Origin of the sequence: Erwinia persicina (assembly GCF_014838825.1) — a bacterium.
Lineage (GTDB): Bacteria > Pseudomonadota > Gammaproteobacteria > Enterobacterales > Enterobacteriaceae > Erwinia > Erwinia persicina_A.
In genome coordinates this window covers 879,754-905,186 of record NZ_JACYMO010000001.1, presented here as the reverse complement: position 1 = coordinate 905,186, position 25,433 = coordinate 879,754, and the positions used below count along the sequence as shown (strand labels likewise).

Sequence of the window (25,433 nt, the reverse complement as noted above, 5' to 3'; positions counted from 1 at the left end):
GGGCGTGAAAATCAGAGCGATCGGTTGCTTTATTATTCTTCTGTCGGTGTTATGTCCGGCACGGGCCGCCACGCCTCAACCGGAGACGCTAACGCTTGCCAGCGATTACGACGTTTATACGCCCGCGCTTCCCTTAAACCATTTCGACCTGTTATGGCTTGCCGCCAAACGCTCACTGACTATTGGGGTTTACGGTACCGAAACCCCACCGCTCAACATGAATACGTCCACGGGGCGTTACCGGGGAATGAATGCGGATTATCTGCTGCTGTTGGAAAAGTCTCTGCAGGTCACGCTGTCCCTCAAACATTACGCTAATGAGGCAACAGCATTAACCGCGCTCCGGGATGGCAGCATCGACGCCATCCTCACGTCACCCGCTGGCGATGAGGCACTGACACCGCCGTATCTGGCGTCATTACCGCTGGTCCGTGCCTTTCCGACGTTAGTGAGCCGTCAGTCCGATGTGATGAATCCTCTTTACAATGAGAAAGACGACGTCAGGGTGGCGATAAAGCGGGGATATCCCCCGGAACAGTTTATAAAACTGGCGTTCCCGAAAGCCAAAATCACTGCCTATGCTGATAATTATCTTGCGCTGGCCTCCGTCGCGAATAAGCAAAACGACTATTTCTTCGGTAACAACCTGACCTCCAGCTTTATTCTTACCCGTGATTTTTATCAGTCGCTGCAAATGGTGAAATTCTGGCGTGAACCTCAGACAGGTAACCACTTTGTCGTGCTGGATAATCAGCGGCAACTGCGGGGGATCCTCGACACCTTTATCAGTTCCCTGAGTGAACAGACACACAAACAGGTAGCACAATCCTGGGTCGATACCGGCAATGTGTCATTTTTAAATAAGGCGATGAAATTTACGCCACGGGAAGAACGCTGGATAGCCCGGCATCCCGTGTTGCAGGTGCTGATTAATCCGTATTATGCCCCGCTCAGTATGATGGATGACAACAATGAAATCAGAGGATTACTTGGCGATATCCTGAACCTGATCCAGATCCAGACCGGGTTAACATTCCAGCCGGTGATCGCTAATTCCAACAGCGACATGGTCGACCTTATGCGCAGGGGGGGCTGGGATCTGGTGCCGACGGCCACCTATAGCGTCGAGCGTGAAGAAGACATGCTGTTCACGCACCCCTTTATCGCCACTCCCTTTGTTTTAGTGACGCGCGCCAGCAGCGATGAGCCGGAGATGCTGATGCCCGGTTCCAGCGTGGCGATCCCCGCTTATCATCCGCTGAGTGAAAAACTCAAAAAGAAATACCCCGGCGTGACGTGGGTGATCGCCGAAAACACCAGTACCGCGCTGAGTAAACTGATGCTGGGAGAGGTGGATGCCGTAGTCTCTACCCAACTGGCTTCGCGGTTTATCATCGATCACTATTATCCTGAAAAAATGAGTTACACGCGGATCCCTGATGAGCCTTCAGCACAGATTGCTTTTGCTATTCCGCGCGGCTCGCTGGAATTACAAAGTATTCTTAATAAAGCGCTGGATGATATTCCACCGAAAGAAATTCTGAACGTCGCGGGAAAATGGGTTAAGGCACCGGATGTCAAAATAGGCACCTGGAATTTGTACAACCGGCCATTTTATCTGGTGGCCGGCCTGGCGGCCTTGCTGGTGATCAGCAGCCTGTTGTGGGGCGTCTACCTGCTGCGCGCCATCAGCCGGGGGAAAGCCTCTCAGGCCGCGTTAAGCTATCAGCTGATCTTGCGACAGACGCTTTCTAATGCCATCCCGGTGCCGGTTTACGTGATCACCCCCGAGGGAGAGCTGGAAAGTTTTAACAGCGCGTTTAACGAATTTTTTACCCCGACACTGCGTGATGCCCTGCGCTATTCCCTTTATGACCGGCGTAGTCCGCTGGCGGAAATATTCCCTGACGTTCAGCAGGACATCCAGCAGGGGCTGATCCCGGAGGAGGTGATCACCCACCAGATGATGCTGAACAACGGTGAAGAGGACCGGCTTATTCTGCACTGGCTCACCTCATGTCAGATGCCGGAAAACATGCCCGCCACGCTGATTTGCGGGTGGCAGGACATCACGGAATCACGGCAACTGATGAAAGCGTTGCAGGTGGAGAAAGATAAAGCTATCGATGCCAACCAGGCTAAAAGCCGGTTCCTGGCGGATATGAGCCATGAGATCCGCACGCCGGTCAGTTCCATTATGGGTTTCCTTGAGCTGTTAACCACGCATAAGCAGAGCCCTGAAGAAGCCAGAGAGGCGATTGATCTGGCCTACAGCACGGCGCAAACGTTGATTGGCCTGATTGGTGATGTCCTTGATATGGAAAAGATCGAGTCGGGTAACTTTATGCTGGTACCTGAATGGGTGGATCTCCGATCGCTTATCCACGCCACGGTGGCAAATTTTGAGGGGCTTGCACGCCAGAAAAACCTCCGGCTGACAACCGATTGCCGTCTGGAAGAGGGGAAGATGCTGTGGCTTGATCCTCAGGCGACGAAACAGGTCCTGGCGAATCTGATCAGCAACGGGGTGAAATTTACCTCAGAAGGTGCCATTGACGTGATAGCGCATACCCAGGCGGTGGGCGAGGAACGGGTGTTTCTTTCACTCAGCGTCAGGGATACCGGCGCGGGAATTAGCGAACAAGAGCAGCAGCAGCTGTTCAGGCCATTCCATCAGACCGCATTGGGTAAACGCAGTGCAGGATCAGGGCTCGGGCTGGTGATTTGTCGGGAGATAGTCGAGCGTATGTCCGGGCAAATCAATATTACCAGCCAGCCTGGCACGGGAACCACCATGACGGTCACCCTGATGACAGGCACTTCTGACAAGGCGCAGGGTGAGCCGCTGATGGCGCAGGAGGAGGTGGATCTTCCGGCGACGCTGCGCATCGTGATTGCCGAAGATAACCCGGTCAATCGCCTGCTGCTGCGCCGGCAGCTGGATACGCTGGGATATCACGTTGATGAAGCGGAAGACGGGGTGGATGCACTGAATCTGATCAATTCACGTGAGTATGATTTGCTGATAACCGACCTTAATATGCCAGACATGGACGGGATCACGCTGACGAAAAGGGTTCGGGAAATCCATCAGCAGATCCTAATCTGGGGATTGACGGCTAATGCACAGACGGATGAAAAAGAGCGGTGCATGGCAGCAGGCATGAACCTGTGTCTGTTTAAACCCATCGACCTGCAGCAGTTAAAAGCCGCGCTCAGTGGTGCACATTTTCCCGCGAACCTTCTGATGCTGGAAGCGTTTGTGGATATGCCGACACTTGAGGCGCACAGCCTGGGCGATAAAAAACTGATGTGCCAGATGCTGGAACAATCGCGGGTGGAGAATGATAAGGATCTCACCGCCGCTATGCAGGCATTCGGACGACAGGAATGGACGTTACTGCAACACCATCTGCACCGCATCAACGGTACGATGCAGCTTCTTGGCGCGACGGAGTTACAGCGGCTGGCCGAGACGTTAGAAAATGCCCTGGCGAACGGAGAATACCACGTCATTCAGGAGGGTACTGAGCGGCTTAAACAGCAAATAACGGCGTTTAATGCCGCCATTAAACATTATTCCCATTCCACCGGGCAGTAAGCCATGCTTTACCGGAGTTTTATTGTTCTCTGAGATGAGCTATAACATATTTTTTGTGTGCCGGTTCCATCTCAGGCTGGGTGTTAGTGGTTTGAAATAATCTACTGCCTACACGTGTAGTCTGAGCCTTTCATTGAAATAATCCCCCTCCCATATTTATCCTTCCTTCGTGTGTTTATTATACGCACATCAGTTGAGACAGACTGATGTACGTATTATCTCTGTCATAATGACATCTATTTAACGAAGGATTTTATAATGAAAAAAATTATCGCTCTTGCGCCCGTTGCTATTATTTTTGCGGTCGCGGGACAGGTTCAGGCTGCCACTCAGGCTGACGTTGAGCTGCAAGGGACAATTGTCGATACCACTTGCGAAGTTACCGCAAATAATGGTGCTGCAACCCTGAATGTCGGTTCTTTTAATAAAACTGATTTTGACACGCCGAAAAAGCAGGTTGGCAATGAGCCACTGCTGGTTACCCTGAAAAACTGTAGCGAAAATGAAGCCGGTGCGCTGCAGGTGAGCGGCATCGTGGGTGCAGGTAATGAAACACTCTTTATGAGTGATGTGGCACAGACCGCAGGCTTCATGCTGACCAGTGAAGACAACACCACGGCAGTGACCAACAATACCAGCATTCCTGTGGTTGCTGATGCGTCTGGTTCACTGAGTTATACCTTCAGCACCGGTATGGCGGTACTGGACAAAGCGAATGTCATGCCGGGTGCTTACCATGCACCGATCAAAATCTCCTACATCAGCAACTAAGTGTAGGTTGCCCGTCACGGGGAATTAAGCGTTCAGAAAAGAGAGGTTCTGTACAACCTCTCTTTTCATTTTACTGGCAGAAAAGACAATGAAGTTATATCAAAAATGGGTGTTACTGATTAGCCTGATTATATTACAGGTGCCCGTGTCAATGGCGAATATCGCTGTTGGTGCATCACGTATTATTTACCTGGCATCGGAAAGTGGTAAGAGCATTGATATCAGCAACCGGTCTCATCGTCAACCTTATCTCATTAGCGTCGGCATTGATGACAATCTGACAGCGAAGTCTGCAAGCAGTGTATTTATGCCAACGCCTGCGCTTTTTCGCATTGAACCCGATGCTGATAATAAAATTCGTATTCTGAAAAAGTCGGATGGTCTGCCGCAGGATCGGGAGTCGGTATCTTATTTAACTATCACGGCCATTCCGACCGGGAAAGCCATTGACGATAGCAAGAAAAACAACGTCGGCGGTAACCTTCAGGTTGCTACCGGTAATACCGTGAAGCTGTTCTATCGCCCGGATAATTTACCGATCACCCAGAAAGAAGCGATGGGAAAACTGCAGTTTTCTCGCGAGGGTCAGTCCACCAGAGTGACAAACCCGACACCTTATTTTATCTCGCTCAACAAACTGACGATCGATGGCAAAAAGGTTCCGCTTGATGTGATCAAAGGCACCAGCATGATCGCGCCCTACGCTTCCCGTCTCTATCCGGTGAGCGCCGTGCAGGGGAACGCGCAGTGGGTTGCCATTAACGATTTCGGCGGTACGGAGACCTTCCATGGCGCGCTTCATTGATTCGTTTTCGTCAGGCATCTTGCTGATGTTGTGCGGAATAACCGTCGGCCAGGCCATCGCAGCAACGACAGACTTTACCGCCACCGTGATGGATGGACACTGCCAGGTCGCGATCGACACGCCAACCCTGCGCTTCGATCGCCACAATATTACGGAATTCTCAGACGGGACTGCGCAAATTCTTCCGCTGGACGTGAGTGTGAACTGTGAAGGGATGAAAGGGCAGGCGCCATCAATGACGGTGAGTGGTGAATCGTCCCAACTCACTGATACGCGGCTGTTCCGTGCGGGTAATTCATCGGCCAGCCACGTCGGTTTTATGCTGAAAAAAGGCACGCTGAACAATCTGAAAGATTTTTATAACGCGGCTGGAACGGTCGCGCCCGGCGATACGGTGGCGATCGCTCAGGACGATGGCGGCTCTGTTCAGCCCTTTTCTGTTGGCCTGGTGCGCAGCGCCGGCGATCCGCCGCTGACGGCGGGTGCAGTAAATGCCAACATCACATTCGCCTTTATTTTTCCCTAACGCTTTTAACAGACAGACACAATGAAAAATCAAAACACATTATCAGAGCACTTCGTTGCCCTGAGGGGTTCGCTTTGCCTGTGCCTGCTGAGCCTGTCCACCGGGGCGATGGCCACTGACGTGCAGTTTACGGCGACATTTCAGGCACCTACCTGTCAGGTTTCAGCGCCGCCGGTAATTGATTTTGGTGCAGTGCAGTCTTCCGCCATCAGAAACGGGGACAGCCTGGCCGATCCGTTACCGCTGACGATCACCCTCACGCAATGCGCCGGGTTTGTCGGTGCGGTGCAAAAACCTGGCGTGAAGGTCTCTGGCGCAGGTAATACCGGTTCCGGCGACTTCCTGTTCCTGCAACCGGCAGCGTCCCAGGCCATTAATTACGGGGTACGGCTTGTCACCTCAACAGGGGACGTGGTGGATAACAACACGCTGCTGCCGGTAGCCCTGGACCAAACCCATTTTGACGGGGGCAGCGTCAGCATTCCCCTTAAAGCGGCGCTCTCCTGTGGCAATAAATGCAGTGATACCGCCACCAGAAGCGGGGCGCTGAATGCCAGCGTGACCTTCGATTTTGCCTACCAGTAAGGGGTCGCTGTGCATTTTATTCCTCCATTTTTACGCCGGACCGGTCTGGTGATCGGGTTCATGATGTCGCTGATGCAGGATGTCTCCGCTGCAGAGGGAGGCGTCAGCCTCAGTCGTACACGGGTGATTTTCCTGTCCACCGACAGCACACAAACGCTGACGGTTCAAAACTACGGCTCCCGGCCCTATCTGCTGCAGTCGGCGGTAATCGGGTCACCGCAGGGCGGTGAAGCCGCACCCTTTATGACCACGCCACCGCTGTTCCGTCTGGAAGCGAACAGCAAAAACACGCTGCGCATTGTGCGCAAAGGGGACGCGGCGCTGCCTGCCGATCGCGAATCGGTGTTTTATTTCACCGCGATGGCTGTTCCGTCGATGACGCAATCCAGTGCGTCAGAAGATACCTCGCTGGCGGCGCGTGTATCAGTGGGTATTAAGAACACCATCAAGGTGTTTTATCGCCCGGTGGGTTTGCCACTGAGCGCGGAAGACGCGCAGGGGCGTCTGACGTTTCATCATCAGGACGGCAACGTTGTGGTGAACAATCCGACCCCTTACTTCCTGACACTCTCCCGTCTGGTGTTTGACGGCAGGGAGGTCGCTGCGCGCGCGATTGTGCCGATGATTGCGCCTTTCTCACAGGCCAGTTACCCGGTCAACGGGCCTGTGCGACAGGCACAGTGGAGTGTCATTAATGATTATGGGGGTAACAGTCCCTTGCACTCAGCGGCCGTACAACGCGGAGAAAAGCCATGAAGCCTTTGCTGATACTGCCTGTGTTGATCGCCGCGTTGACAGCGACGTCGCCGTGCCTCGCTGCACAGGCTCCGCCGGAGGGGCTGTCAGTGAATCAGTTCCGGCTGGTCTATCCGGGGGCGGAGAACAAAGGCATCACCTGGTCACTGACCAACAATACCCCCAGGGCCTATCTGATGCAGTCATGGATACGCGCCGTTGATGTTAACACCGGCTTACCGGCGGCGGGGGACATCAGCGCACCGGCAAAGGCCATCCCGATGCTGGTGACGCCGCCGCTGAAACGTGTTGACCCTGGCGAGCAGCTGACGCTGCGGATCCGCCTCACCGACAGTTCTCTGCCGCAGGACAGGGAGTCCATTTTTTACCTTTCGGTAAAAGGGATCCCGTCGGTACCGGATAAAACCCGTCAGGCCGGGGGGCAACTGGTGGTGGCATTAGTGAACAACATGAAGCTGTTTTACCGACCGCAGGGATTGCCGGCTGGTGGCGTCACCAGGGCATCTGAACAGCTGGTTTTCAGCCTGCAAGGTGATGCACTGGTTGTCGATAATCCGACCCCTTTTTACATCAATTTCAGTCAGCTGAAAGTGGGGGATAAGCCACTGCCAGCCGCAGAGCTGCGCAAGCTGGTACCGCCAAAAGGCCAGCAACGTTATCCCGTCGCACGCGGTTCGCGAAGCGCGGTGGAATGGCAGGCGATCGGTGAAGACAGCCGGGCGACGCCAGTGCAGCGCCAGACATTTTAATGCCGGCTCAAACCGGCATGGCTAATCATTTATTGCAGAGCAGGGAACCACCTTGAGTAAGAAATTCACATCCTGTATAGGGACTGACGACATCGCAGCCAGCAGCCGCGCCTTCCTGCGCAAGACGCTTGCGCTATTTATCGTCATCGGGGGCCAGAACGCGTGGGCCGCTGACTATTTTGACCCGGACCTGCTGATGCTGGGTGCCGGCACCTCTGATGTCGATCTTTCTGCGTTTTCACAGGCAGGCGGCATGGCGGAAGGGACTTACCCGGTGACGATTTTTGTCAACCAGCACGAAGCGATATCCCGCGAGCTGACGTTTGCCAAAAATGCGCGCGGCAATATCGCGCCAGCGCTGACCCCCGGGTTGCTGACTGAGCTGGGCGTTAACGTTGACCAGTTACCCGCATTCCAGGGCTTAGCCCACGACAAGCCGGTAGAGGATTTGACCACACTGATCCCACAGTCGGCGGTGAAATTTGATTTATCACGCCTGCGCCTGGACGTGAGTATTCCGCAGGTGGCGATGCAGCCTGGCGCAGACAGCCAGATGGATCCGTCTCAGTGGGACGACGGGATCCCTGCCATGCTGCTTAACTACAACGTCAGTGCCGGTCGCAATGAGCAAAGGCTTAACAGCGATGCCCGTACCAGCAATAACCTGTTTGCCAACGTGCAGACCGGTGCCAATGCCGGTGCATGGCGTCTGCGCAGCACCCTGACACACAGCCATTCTGACGCTGGTGGCAACGATAACAACAGCACGCGTTTTTCCAGCACCTACTTATCGCGTGATATTCGCGACTGGCGTTCACGCCTGACGATGGGGGAAGCCAATACCGGCAGCGATGTGCTGGACGGCGTGCCGTTCCGCGGGGTGCAACTGAATTCATCCGAACAGATGATGCCTTCACGGCTGCGGGGTTTCGCGCCGCTGATTAACGGCGTGGCGGGCAGCAACGCCCGCGTTACCGTGCGTCAGAATGGCTATGTTGTTTATGAAACCTACGTTGCGCCCGGGCCGTTCGAAATCAACGATCTTTATCAGGCAGGCACGTCTGGTGACCTTGACGTGGCAGTGACAGAAGCGGATGGCAGCGTGCACAGCTTCGTGGTGCCGTACTCCTCCCTGCCGGTGATGCTGCGTCCGGGGGCGGTGAAATATGAAGTGACTGCCGGCCGTTATGATGGCGGCACCACGCAAGGATCACGTGAATCAGCCTTTATGCTGGCGACGCTGGTTTACGGTTTACCGAAAAATCTGACGCTCTACGGTGGCCTGCTGACGTCGCAGAATTACAGTGCGCTGAGCATGGGGTCGGGCGTGTCGCTGGGCGACCTGGGCGCGATGTCTGCCGATGCGACCTTTTCCAGCACCCGGACAGAGGATAACCAACGTCAGGCGGGCGGCTCTTGGCGCTTACGCTATGCCAAAAGCTTACTGACCACCGGAACCTCCTTTGATCTGACCGCGCTGCGTTACTCCACCCGGAATTATTACAGTTTTGGCGAGTACAACAGCATGGGCTATGCGCAAAAGGAGGAGGTTTCACCCTGGACACTCAGCCGGCGTCGGAGCAGCTTTCAGACCCAGGTCACTCAGCAGCTTGCCGAATACGGATCGCTCAGCCTGCGCGCCACTCGCGATGATTACTGGGGATCTACCAAAACGCTGACCAGTCTCTCATCTGGCTATAACGGCAGTGTTCGTGGCATCAGCTATGGCGTTTATTACACCGTCGACCGGATGAAAGGCAACGGCGACTGGCCGGAAAACCGGCAGGTTTCGTTCAACATGAGTGTGCCGTTCAGTATTTTCAGCTATTCGCCTGCGCTGCAAAACAGTTACGCCAACAGCCTGATCACGCACGACAATCACGGGCGTACCCAGAACCAGGCAGGGATTTCCGGCAGTAACCGCGACGGTGCGCTGTCATACAGCGCGATGCAGGGCTGGGGCAATCAGCATCAGGCCAGCAACAGCAACCTCAACCTGGGTTATCAGGGAAGTAAAGGGAACGTTTCTGCGGGTTACGGCTATTCAACAGCCATGCGCTCAATGAACCTCAACCTGAGCGGTGGCGCGGTGGTTCACTCTGAAGGTGTGACGCTGTCGCGCTCGCTGGGGAGTTCCGTGGCGCTGGTGAGCGCGCCGGGTGCGGAAGGGGTCAGCCTGTCCAGTGGTGGCGGTAAAACCGATGCCCGTGGTTTCGCCGTGGTGCCTTATCTGTCCGATTACAGCCGTAACAGTGTTGGCCTGGATCCGGGCACGTTACCGGACAACGTCGATTTGCCGCAGAACCAGCAGACGATATATCCAACGCATGGCGCGGTAGTGAAAACCGATTTTGCCACCCGGCTGGGTTATCAGGTGCTGATGACCCTGAAACGTCGCGGAGGATCGGCCCTGGTCCCGTTCGGCGCCACAGCCTCACTGCAGGGGAGCGCGGGTCATGAAGATATTACCGGCATCGTGGGTGACAACGGTCAGGTGTATCTGACCGGCCTGCCGCAAAAAGGTCAACTGTCCGTCTCCTGGGGCAAGGGCAGCGATAAGCAATGCCGCGTCATCTACGACCTCCGGGAACGCAAAACAACGGCACAGATGCCGGTTATCCAACTTAACGGCGAATGCCTCTGATATCAGGCCGCGCAAAGTTGTGCGGCGCTGATAAACACTTTTACGAAGGAGCTGTCATGACAGCAAAGATGTTATCTGCAACGCTGGCCCTGCTGTGGGGAGCGAACTGCAACGCACTGGAACTGAAAGCTGGTTATCAGGTTGTCAGTGAGGTGAGCAATATGACTCTGCCGTGGACCAGCGGTGACGTCGTGCCGGGCAACAAACCCGGCTGGAATTATTCACAAAACCTGGTGGCATTTCTGGCGTCGGGTCTGGCAGGAACGGTGACGGTATCCGCCACGCCGCTGGCCAGCGCTGAATGCCAGTCTCTCTATCCGATGAAATCTTACGACGGCTATCGTGGTTATGAAATTTCGCCGGGCATCCTTGTGATCCCATTTGGCACACTAACCGGGCCGGTTAACGCGATTTCAGGCACGATGATCCCGACGACAAATGGCGGCACATTTACCGCTAACGGGGGCGTGGATCTGAGTACCGTATCCTCGGCGACATGGGACAAATCCGGCACGGGGAGCGGGGACGTCAGTGTTCGCAGCGACTGTCTGGCTCTCGCCACCGTTTACAACCAGTCGTATGCCGTGGTCGAAATGAACACCAACGGGGGGTCAACGTCGGCGATGGGCTATGGCGTGTATGTCAAGCCAGACGCGCCGAAAATGTCGATGAAAGACGTCTATGTCCAGGCCGCGCGTGGCTACCGCTGGAATCACCTGCCGTCCACGTTTGACCGCAGGACGTTGTCCCTGGCCTGGAACTCAATGCAGTGTACGGTGCATACTTCTCCTTCTATTTCATTCGGGGATGTGACGCCGGATGACCGTAACGTGACGGTGGGGTCATCGGTGGATGTGACGTGCCAAAACCCCTCCGGTACCGCGATGCCCGTTTCTTATTCGGTGCTGCCGAAAACCCAGGGCGGCGACCATTTCAGCATTCCTTTAATGTCGGAGCACGGTGCTGTGAGCGGAGACGTTCGGGGCTTCCTCGGAAATGCTGCCTTCTCAGAGGCAGGCTGTACAGACCGAAGTTCTTCACTCCCCATGGACGGTACCAGAGTCAGCCTGCACACGGTCACCACCGATACGACATGGTCTGACCCGCTGGTCTGGGTGTTGTGCCCGCGAAACACCGCTGAACCCGGCCCTGCGACAGCAGCGGTGACCCTTGACCTGAACTGGTAACAGGAAAGCGCTGGACAGGAAGTGATCAATGGCGGGTGTGAGGCGGGCGGTTGCGCACCAATCCGCCTCCATCCTCGTCTTAATATCAGGCAGGGGGACGTAAGGTTATTATAAAAACGATTTGATAAAGGCAGTGCGTTAAGCAAATTATAAATAATACAGTGGTGAAAATGTGTTTAAGAATAGCACTACAGATATAGTCTCTGGCGGACATAAAAATAATACTAAGCTGCTAGTGTGGTTTTTTAGACTGTGTGAAAATTAAACTTATCGGAATAATAAACCTCTGGGTCTTTTAGTGTGTAACCACAATAAATGGAATTCTGATAGGTGATCAGGTGAAAATGACAGGCTAAAAGAGAATGAATATGGACTCATCAGATATCATTTTTTCTGCAGATAGTTACTTCAAGTCCGGTCTGAGCCCTTTGTTATCAGGGACGTTTGTGAACCAGGGCTATTGCGTCGTCGATGTTGAAACCACCACCTACCAGCAGGTGACAGATTGCCTCTTCCAGGGAGGGAAGGTGTTGGCGTTTATCTCCAATGACATGGATTATCATGCTTTAAAGCATCTTGAGAATGTGACGCTGATTGACAGGCACAGTCCGATAAATGAAGTGCTCTCCTGTTTAAGGATGGGGGCTTCACATTATCATTATCATGTTAAATTTAAACTTTCTGGTCGTGAAAATATTATTTTAGGCTATATGCAGAGAGGGGTGTCTTCAGAAGAAATAAGCCGGCGTCTGGGAATGAGCATGAAAAAATTTTATGCTTACCGCACCCGCATTATGAATAAAATGCAAATAACCAATCGTATTGTTTTATACAGGAATATCGCCAGACATAAAGCAACGAACTAGCGTCAGCAAAGGCATTAAAACAGCATAAAAATCAGCACTCAGCCTTGCCCGCGAACGGGGGCAAGGCGGTGTTGTTTTCCTTTTCCTGATTTACAACGTGTTTTTTATGATGCAGCCGTCTTTCATGATCATCCGGAATGCCTGTTCGGGGTGAGCGATAAGGTCAATATCCTGCAGCGGATTGCCTGCAACAATAATCATATCTGCCAGCGCATTCACTTCGATCACGCCCAGCTTACCCTGATAAGGGTTTCGCGGACCTGAGAGCGCGCAGAGTTCAGCGTTCACGCTGGTGGCCATTTTCAGGATCTCAGCGGGCGTATACCACCGTTTTAGCTTGGCTAACTGTGCGCCCTGGCGGGTAGCAAGATGGGCATCGAACAGCGTGTCGGTTCCCCAGGCTGTTTTGATCTGATATTTTTTTGCCAGACGATAGGCTGTATCCGTACCCGCAGACATGACCCGTTGCTTGGCGCGGGATGCCGGTGTGGCCATTGGCACCGCATCTTCATCATTCAGAAACGGTTGCAGACACCACCATATCTGCTGTCTGGCCATCTCCTGCACGGTCTCCTCATCCACTAACTGGCCGTGTTCAATACACCTGACGCCGCCTTTGATCGCCATGGTCACGGCCCGCGCCGTGTAGGCATGGACGGTCACGTAAGTTCCCCAATTTTCAGCCGCCGTCACTGCGGCCTGAATTTCTGCCACCGAACCTTCGGTCACATCAATACCGTCATACAGTGATGCCACGCCGCCACCCGCCATGTATTTGACCTGAGAGGCTCCGCGCATCAGCTGTTCCCGCGCACGCAACAGAACCTGATCGCTTCCGTCAGCGATGGCGGTAATGCCCACCCGTTCGATGTAGCTCAGCGTATCTGAAGGCGCGCGGGGGACTTCATGTAACATCCGGAAATCACCGTGACCGCCTGTCTGGGAAATGAATGCGCCTGACGGATAAATACGCGGCCCTGGCGTAACCTTTTCGTCAATCGCACGTTTGAGGCCAAATACCGGTCCGCCCATATCGCGCACCGTGGTAAACCCCCGCAGCAGCGTGGCCTGTGCCTCGGCAATGGCCAGCGCCTGAATGTAGTTAAAGTCAGCCGTCATTGCCGTCATCATTGACGGGCGCGCCATAATGGCGTGCCAGTGCGCGTCAATCAGGCCCGGCATCAGGACGCCCCCTGCACCATCAATGACCTCCGTCCCTTCACCCAGAGGCGAACCGGCAGGCTCAATCGACGTTATCTGGTTACCTTCGACAGTGACCTGCAGGTCATCCCGCAGCGAGTCAGACACGCCATCGAAAATACGGATGTTGATCAATGCCCGCCGGCCCGCCGCTGAACCGGTCGCTTCATCCGGTGGAGAGGGATGTGCGGGGAGGGCGGCAGCAGCCATTGCGGCAGATATGGGGGGCGCGTTCTGAGCATCCCGTGTCAGCACCGTATTGATGCGGTGAAAAGCCGGGCTGTGACACAGACAGGGCTCATCATGTTCATGTGCCGGATGAATCAACGAAACGGGTCGCATAACGCAACACTCCTCAACAGGGATGCACGAAGGAATAAATTCAGCGAATGACAGGTTTAGCCTCATCCGTGATGTAAAGGTCGAAAGGAAACTATAAAGCGACCTGTAAAAATATGCAGGAATAAATCTGATAAACGTGTTCAGGATCAGAAGCTAATTATTCATTGAAAATAACAAAAGGTATATCACTCAACGCCGGTTAATCATTATTCTTTGGGAAAATTATTTTATAAAAATAAAGGGGAGTGACATGACAAAGACAATGCCCGGCTCTTCAAGTCCCGGCCGGGGCTACTAATCAACGGGGAGCAGGTCACATGGCATAAACACGGCGATTTGCTGAGTTGAGTAGTGCCCCATCATCTGAACTGGGGCGGGGCAGATTTGTATTTATTGACAGTGCATAGCCACAAGCTAACCAGAAGCACGCGCCGAACCACGATCAGAAGCTATATGTCACCTTCAGGCTGCCAGTGGGCGACGTTTTTCGTTGAACAATGGGACTATTTCGCGCATCACCAGCCAACTGCGTAAAACCTGCTGCGGCAATGACGCTCCAGTCTTGATTAAGCTTGTGCGTCCAGTCCATATTCAGTGAATAAGCATAAATTCCTGACCTGGCATCATAGCGGGTAAACCCCGATGCGGCCGACTGTGCTGCACTTACCCCGTAGTAGGTCTGCATGTACTTGCTGGTCCCCCAGCTACTGGTCAGCGCCAGCGTCACAGCGTTTTTCGATGACGTATAGAGCGGGCTGACAATGCTGAAATGCAGGGCCTCGCCATTGCTTCGCTGAGAAATCGGCACTTCAGCCTGCAATTGCACATTAAGCCAGTCGGTCACCTCGTATCCCAGGCCAGGCAAACCGATAGCTGAGCCCTTAACATCACCCATACCTCGCAAGTCGTCGCTACCGTAGCTGAGCGAGTCGCTGTCCACGTCACGATCCTTTCTGCCTGCGCGATAACTCAGGGCAGCGCTGTAATCAAACTTGCCGATGTTGTTGCCGTAACCGATACCCCGCGTGGAGCTGACAAAAAAACCATTTTCCATAGCGTAATCAATCACCAGGGCCGTCGTGACCCGGCTTTCATCCGAACCAGAATAACGTGGCGCAACATCCACGCCTCCTCCCAGGGTCAACTCGTTGCCCTGGTTCTGTTCTGCAGCCAGTATGGGGGTTGCCAGTAACGCGAGGACCAATCCTGACAATAATTTTCCCAGGGGTTGCCCCGAGAGTGAAGGGAGGAACTTATGACTCAGTTCGATGTTTCTCATTAAGGAAGTCCTTGTGGGTTCAACTGACTACGATACAAGCGGTTTTAAACGCCAGAACGCTCAGTCTGAATGCTGACCCTGAAGTTCTTATGAGCCAAAAATGAAGAAACACTGAAGTACGTACCCGTTCTGCAAAGCTGATAGATTTACTGACACCGTTTATTTCTTCAGACGTTCTTCATTCACTGTTGATAAAGTAACTATTGTGAAAATTCTCCTCATCGAAGACGACATCGATCTGGGTAATGGCGTACGTATTGCCCTTACAGACCAGGGATTAGATGTCATATGGGTTCGCCGTAAAGTGGATGCTCTGCATCAACTCGATCTGTGCGTGCCTGAACTTGTATTGCTCGACCTCGGCCTGCCCGACGGTGATGGCATGAGCCTGATGGTGCGTCTGCGTCAGCAGCTCAAGGGGATCCCCGTCATCATCCTGACTGCCCGGGGCACTCTGCAAGATCGCCTGACCGGGCTGGATGCCGGTGCAGACGACTATCTCGTCAAACCTTTTGTTCTCGCTGAGTTATTGGCCAGGGTGAGAGCACTTGTGCGGCGCAGTTACGGTTTTCAGAATGAGGTTATAGAGATTCGAGGACTGTCTCTCCATGTGCCGACTCGTCGCGTGACAGTAAGCGAAGGTCATGTTGATTTAACGGCAAGTGAATACGCGCTGCTTGAAACGTTAATGTTGCGTTCTGACCGTGTTCTGACCCGTCGTTTTCTGGAAGAAAGGATCTTCGGTGCAAAAGAAAATATGAGTAATGCGCTCGATGTCCATATGGGAAATTTGCGTCGCAAAATCGGTGACGGCTATGTGCGAACGGTGAGAGGGGTGGGGTTTGTCATTGACACCGTACCCCTTCAGAAGGGGGTAGGGTGATGCGTAATTTTTGGCGCTATCTGCGAGTTCCAACGCTCGTTCGGCGAATGATGATTGCCCAGATGCTCTTACTCACGCTGCTGTGGTGTATTTTTCTGACCTACATTTTATGGGACAACCTGCGCAGCCCTCCAATGCTATCAGGCAACAAAACCTATGAAACCATTCTGACACTGGTGGATCGTATGGCGGATCGCCCGCACGATCTCACCGCTGTGCTGGAAACGTTCAGCAAGGCATTGCGGGAAGGCTATGGCGGAGGTGAAGACCCCAAAATGTCGATCAGCCTAATCGTTCGGAAGAATAAACAGGTCATTTATTCCTCTGCCGGCGCTCCATCAGGAGTGACAAACACCGCTTATGGGATGATTCAGCGTGTGCAGAGTAACGGCCGCACCTGGACTAGCCGTACTCTGAAGTCCGGGAACGCCGACACAGAGGTGACACTGCTCACTCCTGCTGGCGGTTGGAACTTCTTCATATATTTGAACTCGCGCGGATACTACATATTACCGCTGCTGGTCTGCATTCCTTTTCTTCTGTTTCCCGCGTGGCTGTCAATCCGTATTGCAATGCGTCCCTGGAACAAGGTGGCAAATGAAGTTTCCTTACGAACACCCGACGATCTTTCTCCCTTAAAAGCCGTGCCAAAGCACAAGGAGCTTCGCCAGATAGTGGACGCGATTAATATCTTCCTTGCCCGGGTACGAGAAAGCACTGAACGGGAACGGACTTTCATTGCCGATGCCGCTCACGAGTTGCGTACTCCCCTGGCTGCCATGCGAGTCAACGTTGAGGCTTTGCAGTCCGATGTCAGCAACGTCAGGCAACAGGAATTGCTTGCAGGGATTATTCGTAGCAACAGCCGTGCTGCTCGCCTCGTCAATCAGTTGCTGCTGCTGATGCACAGTGAAGCGCGCATTGACACTGTGATGGAGCCTGTGGCGCTGACGACGCTGATACAAGAGCGAATGGCTGAGTTGGCACCGCTGGCTGCTGAGAGCCGGGTTGAGCTTGAATTCTATTCTCATGATGAAGTCTGGATGACAGGAGTCAGGGAACGCCTGATGTCGCTGATCGACAACGTCATTGAAAATGCTGTGAAGTACAGCCCTGAGGGCGGGCGGGTTGAAGTAGAGGTACGATCGTTAGAAAAATCCATTCAATTGCGTATCTCAGATGCAGGCCCCGGGATCATGGTTGAACTGAGGGAGCGGGTGTTCGACAGATTTTTTCGTGATCCCAATCAGATACAAAGCGGGAGTGGATTGGGGCTTGCCATAGTCAAAGCGGTTGCGCAGCAACATCACAGCAGTGTTTTACTCAGTACGTCTGCAGAAGGTGGGTTGATGGTGATTATTGATATCCCCAATCACCATTCCGTCTGAAAGATTACGCAATATTAGTCCCAATCATGCTCAGGACATTGACCAGAATAATGGAGCATAAATTGAAATATTTAGCCCTGGCTACACTATTATTTTCTCTGTCACTTAGTGGATGCGCCATAACCGTCAGCGATTTGAAAAACAGCAAATCCTCCTTAGACGGCAGTTTCATTAGCAAGACGGGGTCCTCCGATACTTATCGAACCCTGAGGCACATGGCAAGGCAGTGTCTGGAATATGAGTCATATTCAGGAAACCCGGTCATCGTATTAAGCGAGTTTGACGGTGAGCGTAAAGAAGGTGAGATCACTCAAAAGCTGCTTTCAGAAGGACTGTTGATCAACAACATGCTCATTCAGATAGAAAGTGATGATGGTGATAAAGCTAAGATCAGCCTGTACACAACCAAAAATATCTTGAGTACGGGCATCAGGTCGCCAAAAGTGAGTGATATCAAGCGCTGGGCTGAGGGCGACAGAACGTGCTGACGTGACACTCTCATACAACTCAGCAATACCGTGAAGCCTCCTGGCCTGAAAAGTAGCCATTGCCCTGAAATTAAATTTTCCCACGTGCCACGTGCTGATTTTAAGATTTAACAATCACTTCAAGTAAACCTTTTTTCCCGATACCTTTCAGCAGGTCGATAACGTGACGGGTTTTCAGTTCTGTGACTATTTTTTATTACTTTTATGCCACTCCAGCGTCCCTGTTTTCAACATGGTCTCCGCGTGCGTGAGCCACGTGCAGCGGCTCGCTGCTGTGCCGGGTTGATNGGGAAACCTGAGCGGGCTTTTCTGAATGTGGCTCCTCTGACTGGGATCGCCTTTGCCAATAACTGGCTAATAAGTAAGCTAAACCTGAATTCCTTTTGTGTCAAGACCACCAGAATGACCACCAATAGTTGCTCGTTACGTAAAACAGGTTTAAAAACTTCGCTTCAAGCGCTGATCGTGCCATGAGGTTCTCTGCAAAAGACGGGTATCCAGAACAAGCATCTAAAAGTCGGCTCGAAGCGAGATGGTGTCCAAAGAGTTCTGACGGTCTGCTCTGTGCCAAGAGCGGACGTTACAAACCGCATACAATTAATAAGGGAAACATATTAATAAATAAAGGTCACGAAAAACCTCTTGTAACCTTTACAAACTATTGTTCTTGCTTAATCCAATTAATGATGGATTTTATTTTTGCATCCATTAAATCATCCATGATAAATTTCCTCACACTCGGTTTATAGTCCTTCGCTATTTCATAAAATGTATCAACATTCTTTGCTGTTGAAACAGTAAGAAATTCCTGTTTTAATACTTTGTTAAAACTGCTCTCTTTAAGTTTATGAATATTCTGAGAGAAAGATATATGTGCTGTATTGTTATCTCTAAAGCGACCAGCTCTAAAAAATGAGCTTAAATATTTCATAAGATCTTGTTTTATCCTTTCCTCACTAACTTCAGATTGATGGCTGAAATTATCTATTGAATATTCAATGTCCCCCATTTCACAGCTATTCTTATCAAACTTGGCCTTTAGAATATTAGAGTTTTTGATATGCTCATTATGACAATTTAGGAATTTGCAATACTCAAAGCTTGCGCTTTCAAAATTTGAATTGAGAAATTTAGAATGATTTCTGAAATGGCTAAATTTTACTGTTGTATTTGAAAAGTCCAGATAACCAACATCTCCATTGATAAACATTTTATTAATACACCCGTCATTTAAATATATATCCATCATAATTGAACAAAAAGTCGAGGGAGATGATGCGTTTAACCTACTAATAATAGTATTCATTTTCTCTAATGTTATTAGCTTTTCATTTCGCTCTTTATCATAATGAACGTCATTTTCAACAACAGATGACTTTAAATCACTTATAATCACTTTAACTCTATCTTTATAATCAATGTTAGATATGAATTCAATTATACTTTTCATCTCATAAGAGTCATCCCCAATGCGTGACAAGATCCTTGAGAAGGTAGCGTTGATTGGCTTTTCTGTAAAGTAATAAAATAAATCTAATGTTGTAAAATAGGATTTTAAAAAACCATATCTTAAACTGACGATATCTTTGTTTACTTTTAAAAGAGGATTTTTTTTAAGTAGGTTTATATACAGTTCGACATCACGATCGTAGTTTATTGAAATAATTTCACAAAAGTCTGAGGTTTTCCAGCTATCATGCTGGTCAGAGCAAAGATCAATAAATGTCCTTATCATTGATTCTGGGCTCTCACTAAAATTGTGACGTCTTTTTTCTCTTTTGAATATAGAGTATATAAGATGATCATTAAGCTTATTTAAGGATGGGTAACTGGTGTTGGACTCCAAAAGTTCAAAGTGAAGCTTGCTATTTTCGTCCTCAGCTAAATTATCCTCATACATTGTGGAAATAACATCGACAAAAAAAGGTATCACTCGTTGCTCCTCATAAAGAGAGCTATTTTCGATCTTTGAAGTTATAACGCTGACAATTCTATCGGTAGAGCTGTATTTATTGAAACGCTGATTTAGATAATTTTTACAGTTATCCGTTTTAAAACCTAATAAAGTAAGTTTATTTATATTTAGGGATTCAAGATGGATGTCTGAAAATGCAACGTCATCTCTACTTGTTAAGATAAAATAACTGTCACCAAGTTCTGCGTTGAAGGCGGAAATGGAAGAGAGAAATAAGTTAATATCAAACTTCTCAGGAAAGATAGAAGTAAACTCATCTAGCCCATCAATTATCACAATTATCTTACCAGATAAAATACATGCGTCAAATGTTGTTTTATCAAAAATATTTTCTATTTCTAAATATTTAGCTTCCATTAAATAAAAATCATAGAGACTTTCTACTGATCCGTATAAGCCATTACTTTCATTTATATGGTTTTTAATATCCTCAGAGCTAATATAAATAACAACCTTATTATTATTAGATAGTTTATTTGCTAAGGATTGACATAAAGATGTTTTACCTATTCCTCCGGAGCCTATTATTAAATTTACGGAATTTCCATTTTCTTTGTTTTTTGTTATGTCGGACAGATGAGTAATTGCATTTCTAAATACATCTTTGTTTAAATCCATTAATTCTTGGTTTGTATAAAAATCAATTGTCTCAGGGATTGGGAAATCCTTTAATGATGAATCAACACAAGAATCCCATATGAATTCGTCGTAGCATTTATTCACCATTTGGAATCCATTAGTCAACGTTGAAAAATCCTTTATACTACGATGACTTAAAATAAGGAATTTTGACTTGGAATCCAGTTTTAGATTGGATATTTCTTCTTTGAGATTTTTTATGGATTGATTTATTGTTATATTTGGATGAAATGTAACTATGTACGAAGGCGTTCCAGTGAAATCTTTTGTTTCCCAAATTTCGTATTTTATTCTATTTTCTTTTGAAAAATCCGTTTTATTAATTAAAATCTCTTTGTTCTTGTAAAACAATCCAATTAGTTCTCCGGTTTTTTTAAGTTCAATTATTTGCTCGCTTCGTTTTCTTTTCTCTGGGCGTTTAAATAAAATATCACCAGTTAATTGTTTTTTTAATTTAACTATGTTTGTTTCAAAATCTTTCTCATTAGTGAAATCTAAATGAAAATGACCTTTTAGGTAGGTTGGTGTAGAGTTAATTTCTTTGAGGATAACGATGGATTTTGTTTTTTTATATTTCCCCAAATTATCCCAATGTTCATTTACGCTTAGGTAGGTCTCAATACCGACCCCCCCCTGGCGATCATTGGCTTTTTCTTTATACTTTAATGTGCTAACATTTAAAATGTAGTCGGAATCTACAACTGATTTTTCCATGTAAAGATTTTTATCAATTAGGCTATCTAGATCATACCCATCCCATATAACATGGAAAGCATCATCTCGCTCAAGCTCATCAGCTAACTTTTTAACCCACAATATGTGTTCTTCGCTGTCCCAACTATAAGATATGAAAATTGTTTTTTTATTGGTATCCATTTGAATCTCTCCTTTTGTATTTAAAGTTACCAGAGTTTTAATTCTATAAAAATAATATTTTTTCTACAACTAAATAAATTCTATTATGAGAATGATTGTGATTGTAGATGAGTTCAATAAATAATTAAAGAAAACTTTCTTATTGTACCACTTTTTTTACCTTTCAATCTTCTATCATTTCAAAAAAATAAAGTTGGGCACCGGCATCGGATGCAGTCCGCAATATGTTAAGCCTCTCCTCCATTGTTATCCATTATCAAGATATAGGCAAAAATATCCTCGATGAACATTTTTCAATCAAAGGGGGGACTTGTTTGTTCTGCTTTTGGTACTTTATGAAAGTAGAAATGACTATAACAACGAGATGCGGTTTCATTGGTCGTGCCAGGCATCGAGAATGATGAAAGTAATTCATTATTTTCAACATGTTGCTAAGTTTTAAACCAGTTTGTTTATATGGAGATCCCGCCTGATTTTACGTAACTATCGAGGTTCCTACGTCCGCTCCTCGCTCAAAGCTGCCTGTCATGCCTGCTTAAAAAACAGGCTTAGCGTAGGATATTTTCCGTTTTCCAAGCGGACCCCTATGTCACGAGTTTTTGCTTACTGCCGGGTCTCCACTCTGGAGCAAACAACTGAGAATCAGCGCAGAGAAATCGAAACCGCCGGTTTTGCTGTCAGACCCCAGCGAATAATTGAGGAACACATCAGTGGGTCAGTCGCGGCTAGCGAAAGACCGGGATTTATCAGGCTGCTTGATCGCATGGAAAATGGTGATGTACTGATTGTCACCAAACTTGACCGTCTTGGCCGCAATGCGATGGATATAAGAAAAACCGTCGAACAAATTGCAGTATCTGACATTCGGGTACATTGCCTGGCGCTGGGTGGCGTGGACCTGACCAGTCCGGCAGGGAAAATGACCATGCAGGTGATTTCAGCCGTGGCTGAGTTTGAGCGAGATTTGGTGCTAGAGCGTACGCACTCTGGCATTGCTCGGGCAAAAGCAGCCGGAAAGCGGTTTGGACGTCCTTCAGTACTGAATGAAGAGCAGAAAACTACGGTGATTGTACGGATTAACGCCGGGATCAGCATCAGCGCCATTGCGCGGGAATTTAATACTACCCGGCAAACCATACTCAGAGTAAAGACTGGGCAGTCATGACCCTAAGTTCTCAGCTGGACGGTCTGCTATGTGCCGGAGCGGACATTGCTACTCTGCTGCTAGACCAATAATGCAAATAAGAACTTTTATGATAAATATGTATGGCCGTCATAGGCGAAACAGGCATGATATTTTCAGTAGCTAAAACTGGATTGGGGATAGCGAATGTTCAAAATTTCAGAAGTCGATAAAGATGATTCTAACCTTGTGTGGTTAGTCAGCGAGCTGGATGCCTTTCAGAGCGAACTGTATCCGGCTGAAAGTGATCTTTCAACAGTTAGTGACGAGCAGCTCCGGTGCATCATTGTGCACGATCATTATGGTTCACCTGCAGGTTGTGGTGCTTTGCTATTTCAGGCTGATGGCTCAGCCGAGATTAAGCGGGTTTATATTCGACCGGAATACCGGGGCAGGAAACTCGGAGAGCAGATAGTCAGTGCAATCGAGACGAATGCTTCAGAAAAGAGTTCGCGCCTATTACGGCTTGAAACAGGGATTTACCAGCAACCGGCTATATCACTGTATCGCAGATGCGGGTACGAAATGTGCGATGCATTTCCCCCATATACAGCGGATCCGTTAAGTGTTTTTATGTGTAAAGAATTTCCTTAGCCTCACATTGTTATGGCGTCGCTGAAAGGCGCAGCTGGGATTTTATGCTGAATGTGATGGTAAAAATCAGTCATTACGAGCGAAACTTCTGCTTTTCGCTCACAGCGGACCTTCCGATTCGTTAGCTCAACCGCTGTGTGCCAAAAACGGAGGTTTAAGCGTTCAGGGAAGACTAATCTCTTAGGAATTTTCCATCGTTTTATCTGGTCGCAAGCAATAATTTACATTTCATATTTTGTAATTTTTTGAACACTGTCATGAGGAGTTCGTGGCCTTTTGCGAATTCACCTGTGAAAAATTGTCGAGCTGTCTAATCCCAGGGACCAGGCAGGTTGCTAAAGTTGCTATCACTACTGCTATCGCTGAAACCAGAAGCACATTACTACTACCATAATGAATTGCCAGCGGCCCAGCGACCAGTTCACCTAAGGGAATGGCCACAAACGAACCTACAGCGTCATAGGCGTACACGCGAGCCAATTTTTCCTGAGGAATATGAGTTTGTAGTGAATGAGCCCATGAGACTCCGAATAGACCGAACGTTACGCCAGCAATAAAAAAAGCTGCAATAAGCCATGTTGCAGAAGCAGGTTGACTAAGCATAAAAATGGGCACTGAGCATAGTGCTACTAGCATTACACCAATGAAAAGATCGCGTCGTGGACGCCATCTTAGGGCGAAGAACGAACCTGTCATAAGGCCAACGCTTTGCGCAGCAACCATAATTCCCCAATTAGCTCGCCCAAAAGAAGCATCAGCAATCACAGGGCCAAGTACCATCATTACGCCACTAAATGCTGCATTGATAATGGTGAATTGGACCACAATTGCCCATACCCAAGCTCGGCTTGTGAATTCGTCCCATCCTTCTTTTAAGTCCTGCAGGATATTACCTGATGGTGGGCATGCTTTGATTGATGTAATACGAATTAAGAAATAAAGCGGTGCAGAGGCTGCGAAACCTATCGCATCAATTGCCAGTCCCCAACCGGGTCCGACAGAACTGATTAGGATCCCACCAAGCGAAGTGCCGATAATCGTACCGCCATAAATACCAAGCTGAATTAAGGCATTCGCTGCTCGCAAATTCTGCACTGGAACAGTTTGGGGGACCAGCGCTGAGGATGCAGGTAACGCGATGCCAGCTGCTGCTCCATTCAACGTTCCTAGTAATGCCAGACTCATCACAGTTGCTGAACCGTCCAACACAGACCATGCGACAATAGCTTGCGAAACTGCCGCAATAACAGAAGAGGATACTAATACCTGGTTACGAGAGTAGCGGTCCGCTAATACGCCCCCGATCAACAAGAATAAAACGTTAAAGATGGAGCGGGACGCAACAACGAGACCTAAATCAGATACCGATCCGCCAATATCAAGCACTGCGAACGCTAATGCAATCGGTGCAATACCATTGCCCAGAACGGTAAGAAGGCGAGCAGCAAACAGATAACGAAAAGGACTGAAGTGAAAAACGCTAACTTTTTTAGTAAATGTTTTCATTATGAAAATGGCTTCTGGATAAGAGGATTTATTTTAGAACGCCTGTATTTTGCTAATACTTTAGCATGATCTGATAGTTACACTGCATTATGTCGTTTAGGTAAGCAGAGAAATAACTTCCGCTCCTCACTCCTCAAGGACATTGGCCTGCATGTCAGTCCGCCTCGTGCCAAGAGCTGATTTCGCGAACATCACGACACGTTAAGGAAAGATATCTAAAATCACGTGGCAGGGTTTTACGGGATGTCTACAAAGCACTGAAGAACGACAAACGCTATATTTTCAAGGCCGCCAGTGCAGCGTCCAAAGCGCATCGTTATGTGATGGATAAAATCTGAGTCTGTTAGCGATTCACTAATCACACAAAGCAAAAAGCCCGCTCAGGTTTCCCTGAGCGGGCTTTTCTAAATTTGGCTCCTCTGACTGGACTCGAACCAGTGACATACGGATTAACAGTCCGCCGTTCTACCGACTGAACTACAGAGGAATCGTGTGAACGGGGCGCATGTTAACGGCGTGTCTGCGAAATGTCAAAGCCCGAATTGACCCCTGCGGTGCGTTTGCTGGCAAAAGCAGCAGGATGCGGGTTT

The 25,433-nt window shown here is 49.4% G+C and carries 19 protein-coding genes, 1 tRNA gene and 2 pseudogenes; 17 read left to right on the top strand and 5 right to left on the bottom strand.

The genetic code is table 11. The features are described from left to right. The first annotated feature begins 4 nt into the window (after window positions 1-4). The 10 genes from IFU29_RS04180 to IFU29_RS04135 all read left to right on the top strand — a co-directional run bounded on the left by IFU29_RS04180 (window position 5) and on the right by IFU29_RS04135 (window position 12,490). On the top strand, window positions 5-3,601 hold the full coding sequence (locus IFU29_RS04180; protein WP_342214438.1) for a response regulator: 3,597 nt from the start codon (window positions 5-7) through the stop codon (window positions 3,599-3,601). Between the two features lie 258 nt (window positions 3,602-3,859). After that, window positions 3,860-4,372 (top strand): fimbrial protein, encoded by a 513-nt coding sequence (locus IFU29_RS04175; RefSeq protein ID WP_191932791.1) that lies wholly within the window; start codon window positions 3,860-3,862, stop codon window positions 4,370-4,372. Between the two features lie 151 nt (window positions 4,373-4,523). Continuing rightward, window positions 4,524-5,177 carry a fimbrial biogenesis chaperone gene (locus IFU29_RS04170; RefSeq protein WP_244633612.1) on the top strand — a complete coding sequence of 218 codons (654 nt, stop codon included), beginning with the start codon at window positions 4,524-4,526 and terminating at the stop codon, window positions 5,175-5,177. Further along, window positions 5,161-5,703 carry a fimbrial protein gene (locus IFU29_RS04165; RefSeq protein WP_191932789.1) on the top strand — a complete coding sequence of 181 codons (543 nt, stop codon included), beginning with the start codon at window positions 5,161-5,163 and terminating at the stop codon, window positions 5,701-5,703. Before IFU29_RS04170 ends, IFU29_RS04165 begins: the two co-directional genes overlap by 17 nt. Window positions 5,704-5,724: 21 nt before the next feature. After that, window positions 5,725-6,288, top strand: coding sequence for a fimbrial protein (locus IFU29_RS04160; RefSeq protein WP_191932788.1), 564 nt, complete (start codon window positions 5,725-5,727; stop codon window positions 6,286-6,288). Between the two features lie 9 nt (window positions 6,289-6,297). Beyond that, the gene (locus IFU29_RS04155) at window positions 6,298-7,044 is read left to right on the top strand and encodes a fimbria/pilus periplasmic chaperone (RefSeq protein WP_191932787.1); all 747 of its coding nucleotides are present in this window, start codon (window positions 6,298-6,300) and stop codon (window positions 7,042-7,044) included. After that, window positions 7,041-7,793, top strand: a complete 753-nt coding sequence (locus IFU29_RS04150) for a fimbrial biogenesis chaperone (RefSeq protein ID WP_191932786.1) — start codon at window positions 7,041-7,043, stop codon at window positions 7,791-7,793. The genes IFU29_RS04155 and IFU29_RS04150 overlap by 4 nt, the downstream gene beginning before the upstream one ends. 52 nt (window positions 7,794-7,845) lie before the next feature. Continuing rightward, the gene (locus IFU29_RS04145; RefSeq protein ID WP_244633611.1) at window positions 7,846-10,437 is read left to right on the top strand and encodes a fimbria/pilus outer membrane usher protein; all 2,592 of its coding nucleotides are present in this window, start codon (window positions 7,846-7,848) and stop codon (window positions 10,435-10,437) included. 56 nt (window positions 10,438-10,493) lie between these two features. Then, window positions 10,494-11,624, top strand: a complete 1,131-nt coding sequence (locus IFU29_RS04140; RefSeq protein WP_191932785.1) for a hypothetical protein — start codon at window positions 10,494-10,496, stop codon at window positions 11,622-11,624. Window positions 11,625-11,986: 362 nt separating this feature from the next. After that, window positions 11,987-12,490, top strand: coding sequence for a helix-turn-helix domain-containing protein (locus tag IFU29_RS04135; RefSeq protein ID WP_191932784.1), 504 nt, complete (start codon window positions 11,987-11,989; stop codon window positions 12,488-12,490). Window positions 12,491-12,580: 90 nt separating this feature from the next. Here IFU29_RS04135 and IFU29_RS04130 read toward each other — a convergent pair whose 3' ends face one another. Next, window positions 12,581-14,032, bottom strand: a complete 1,452-nt coding sequence (locus tag IFU29_RS04130; protein WP_191932783.1) for a metal-dependent hydrolase family protein — start codon at window positions 14,030-14,032, stop codon at window positions 12,581-12,583. A gap of 442 nt (window positions 14,033-14,474) precedes the next feature. Then, entirely contained in the window at window positions 14,475-15,311 is an 837-nt protein-coding gene (locus IFU29_RS04125) for a MipA/OmpV family protein (protein ID WP_191932782.1), read from the bottom strand. A 205-nt stretch (window positions 15,312-15,516) separates the two neighbouring features. Between IFU29_RS04125 and IFU29_RS04120 the strand changes: the two genes are divergently transcribed. The 4 genes and pseudogenes from IFU29_RS04120 to IFU29_RS22355 form a co-directional block, all read left to right on the top strand. Next, entirely contained in the window at window positions 15,517-16,194 is a 678-nt protein-coding gene (locus IFU29_RS04120) for a response regulator (RefSeq protein ID WP_191932781.1), read from the top strand. Next, entirely contained in the window at window positions 16,194-17,582 is a 1,389-nt protein-coding gene (locus IFU29_RS04115) for a sensor histidine kinase (protein ID WP_191932780.1), read from the top strand. Before IFU29_RS04120 ends, IFU29_RS04115 begins: the two co-directional genes overlap by 1 nt. 50 nt (window positions 17,583-17,632) lie before the next feature. Beyond that, on the top strand, window positions 17,633-18,070 hold the full coding sequence (locus IFU29_RS04110) for a hypothetical protein (protein WP_191932779.1): 438 nt from the start codon (window positions 17,633-17,635) through the stop codon (window positions 18,068-18,070). A 288-nt stretch (window positions 18,071-18,358) separates the two neighbouring features. Beyond that, window positions 18,359-18,544: pseudogene (locus tag IFU29_RS22355) on the top strand (hypothetical protein); the annotation flags it as partial. Window positions 18,545-18,728: 184 nt separating this feature from the next. Here the strand turns inward: IFU29_RS22355 and IFU29_RS04105 are convergent. Further along, the gene (locus IFU29_RS04105; protein ID WP_191932778.1) at window positions 18,729-21,560 is read right to left on the bottom strand and encodes an SEFIR domain-containing protein; all 2,832 of its coding nucleotides are present in this window, start codon (window positions 21,558-21,560) and stop codon (window positions 18,729-18,731) included. Window positions 21,561-22,146: 586 nt separating this feature from the next. Here IFU29_RS04105 and IFU29_RS04100 point away from each other — a divergent pair. Further along, window positions 22,147-22,725 (top strand): recombinase family protein, encoded by a 579-nt coding sequence (locus IFU29_RS04100; RefSeq protein WP_191932777.1) that lies wholly within the window; start codon window positions 22,147-22,149, stop codon window positions 22,723-22,725. A gap of 165 nt (window positions 22,726-22,890) precedes the next feature. Then, window positions 22,891-23,337 (top strand): GNAT family N-acetyltransferase, encoded by a 447-nt coding sequence (locus tag IFU29_RS04095; protein ID WP_191932776.1) that lies wholly within the window; start codon window positions 22,891-22,893, stop codon window positions 23,335-23,337. 255 nt (window positions 23,338-23,592) lie between these two features. Here the strand turns inward: IFU29_RS04095 and IFU29_RS04090 are convergent, their stop codons facing one another. Continuing rightward, window positions 23,593-24,843, bottom strand: coding sequence for an MFS transporter (locus IFU29_RS04090; RefSeq protein ID WP_191932775.1), 1,251 nt, complete (start codon window positions 24,841-24,843; stop codon window positions 23,593-23,595). 248 nt (window positions 24,844-25,091) lie between these two features. Between IFU29_RS04090 and IFU29_RS22450 the strand changes: the two are divergent. After that, a pseudogene (locus IFU29_RS22450) lies at window positions 25,092-25,181 on the top strand (hypothetical protein); the annotation flags it as partial. Between the two features lie 73 nt (window positions 25,182-25,254). Here the strand turns inward: IFU29_RS22450 and IFU29_RS04085 are convergent. Beyond that, window positions 25,255-25,330: transfer RNA gene (locus IFU29_RS04085), tRNA-Asn, on the bottom strand. Window positions 25,331-25,433: the final 103 nt, after the last annotated feature.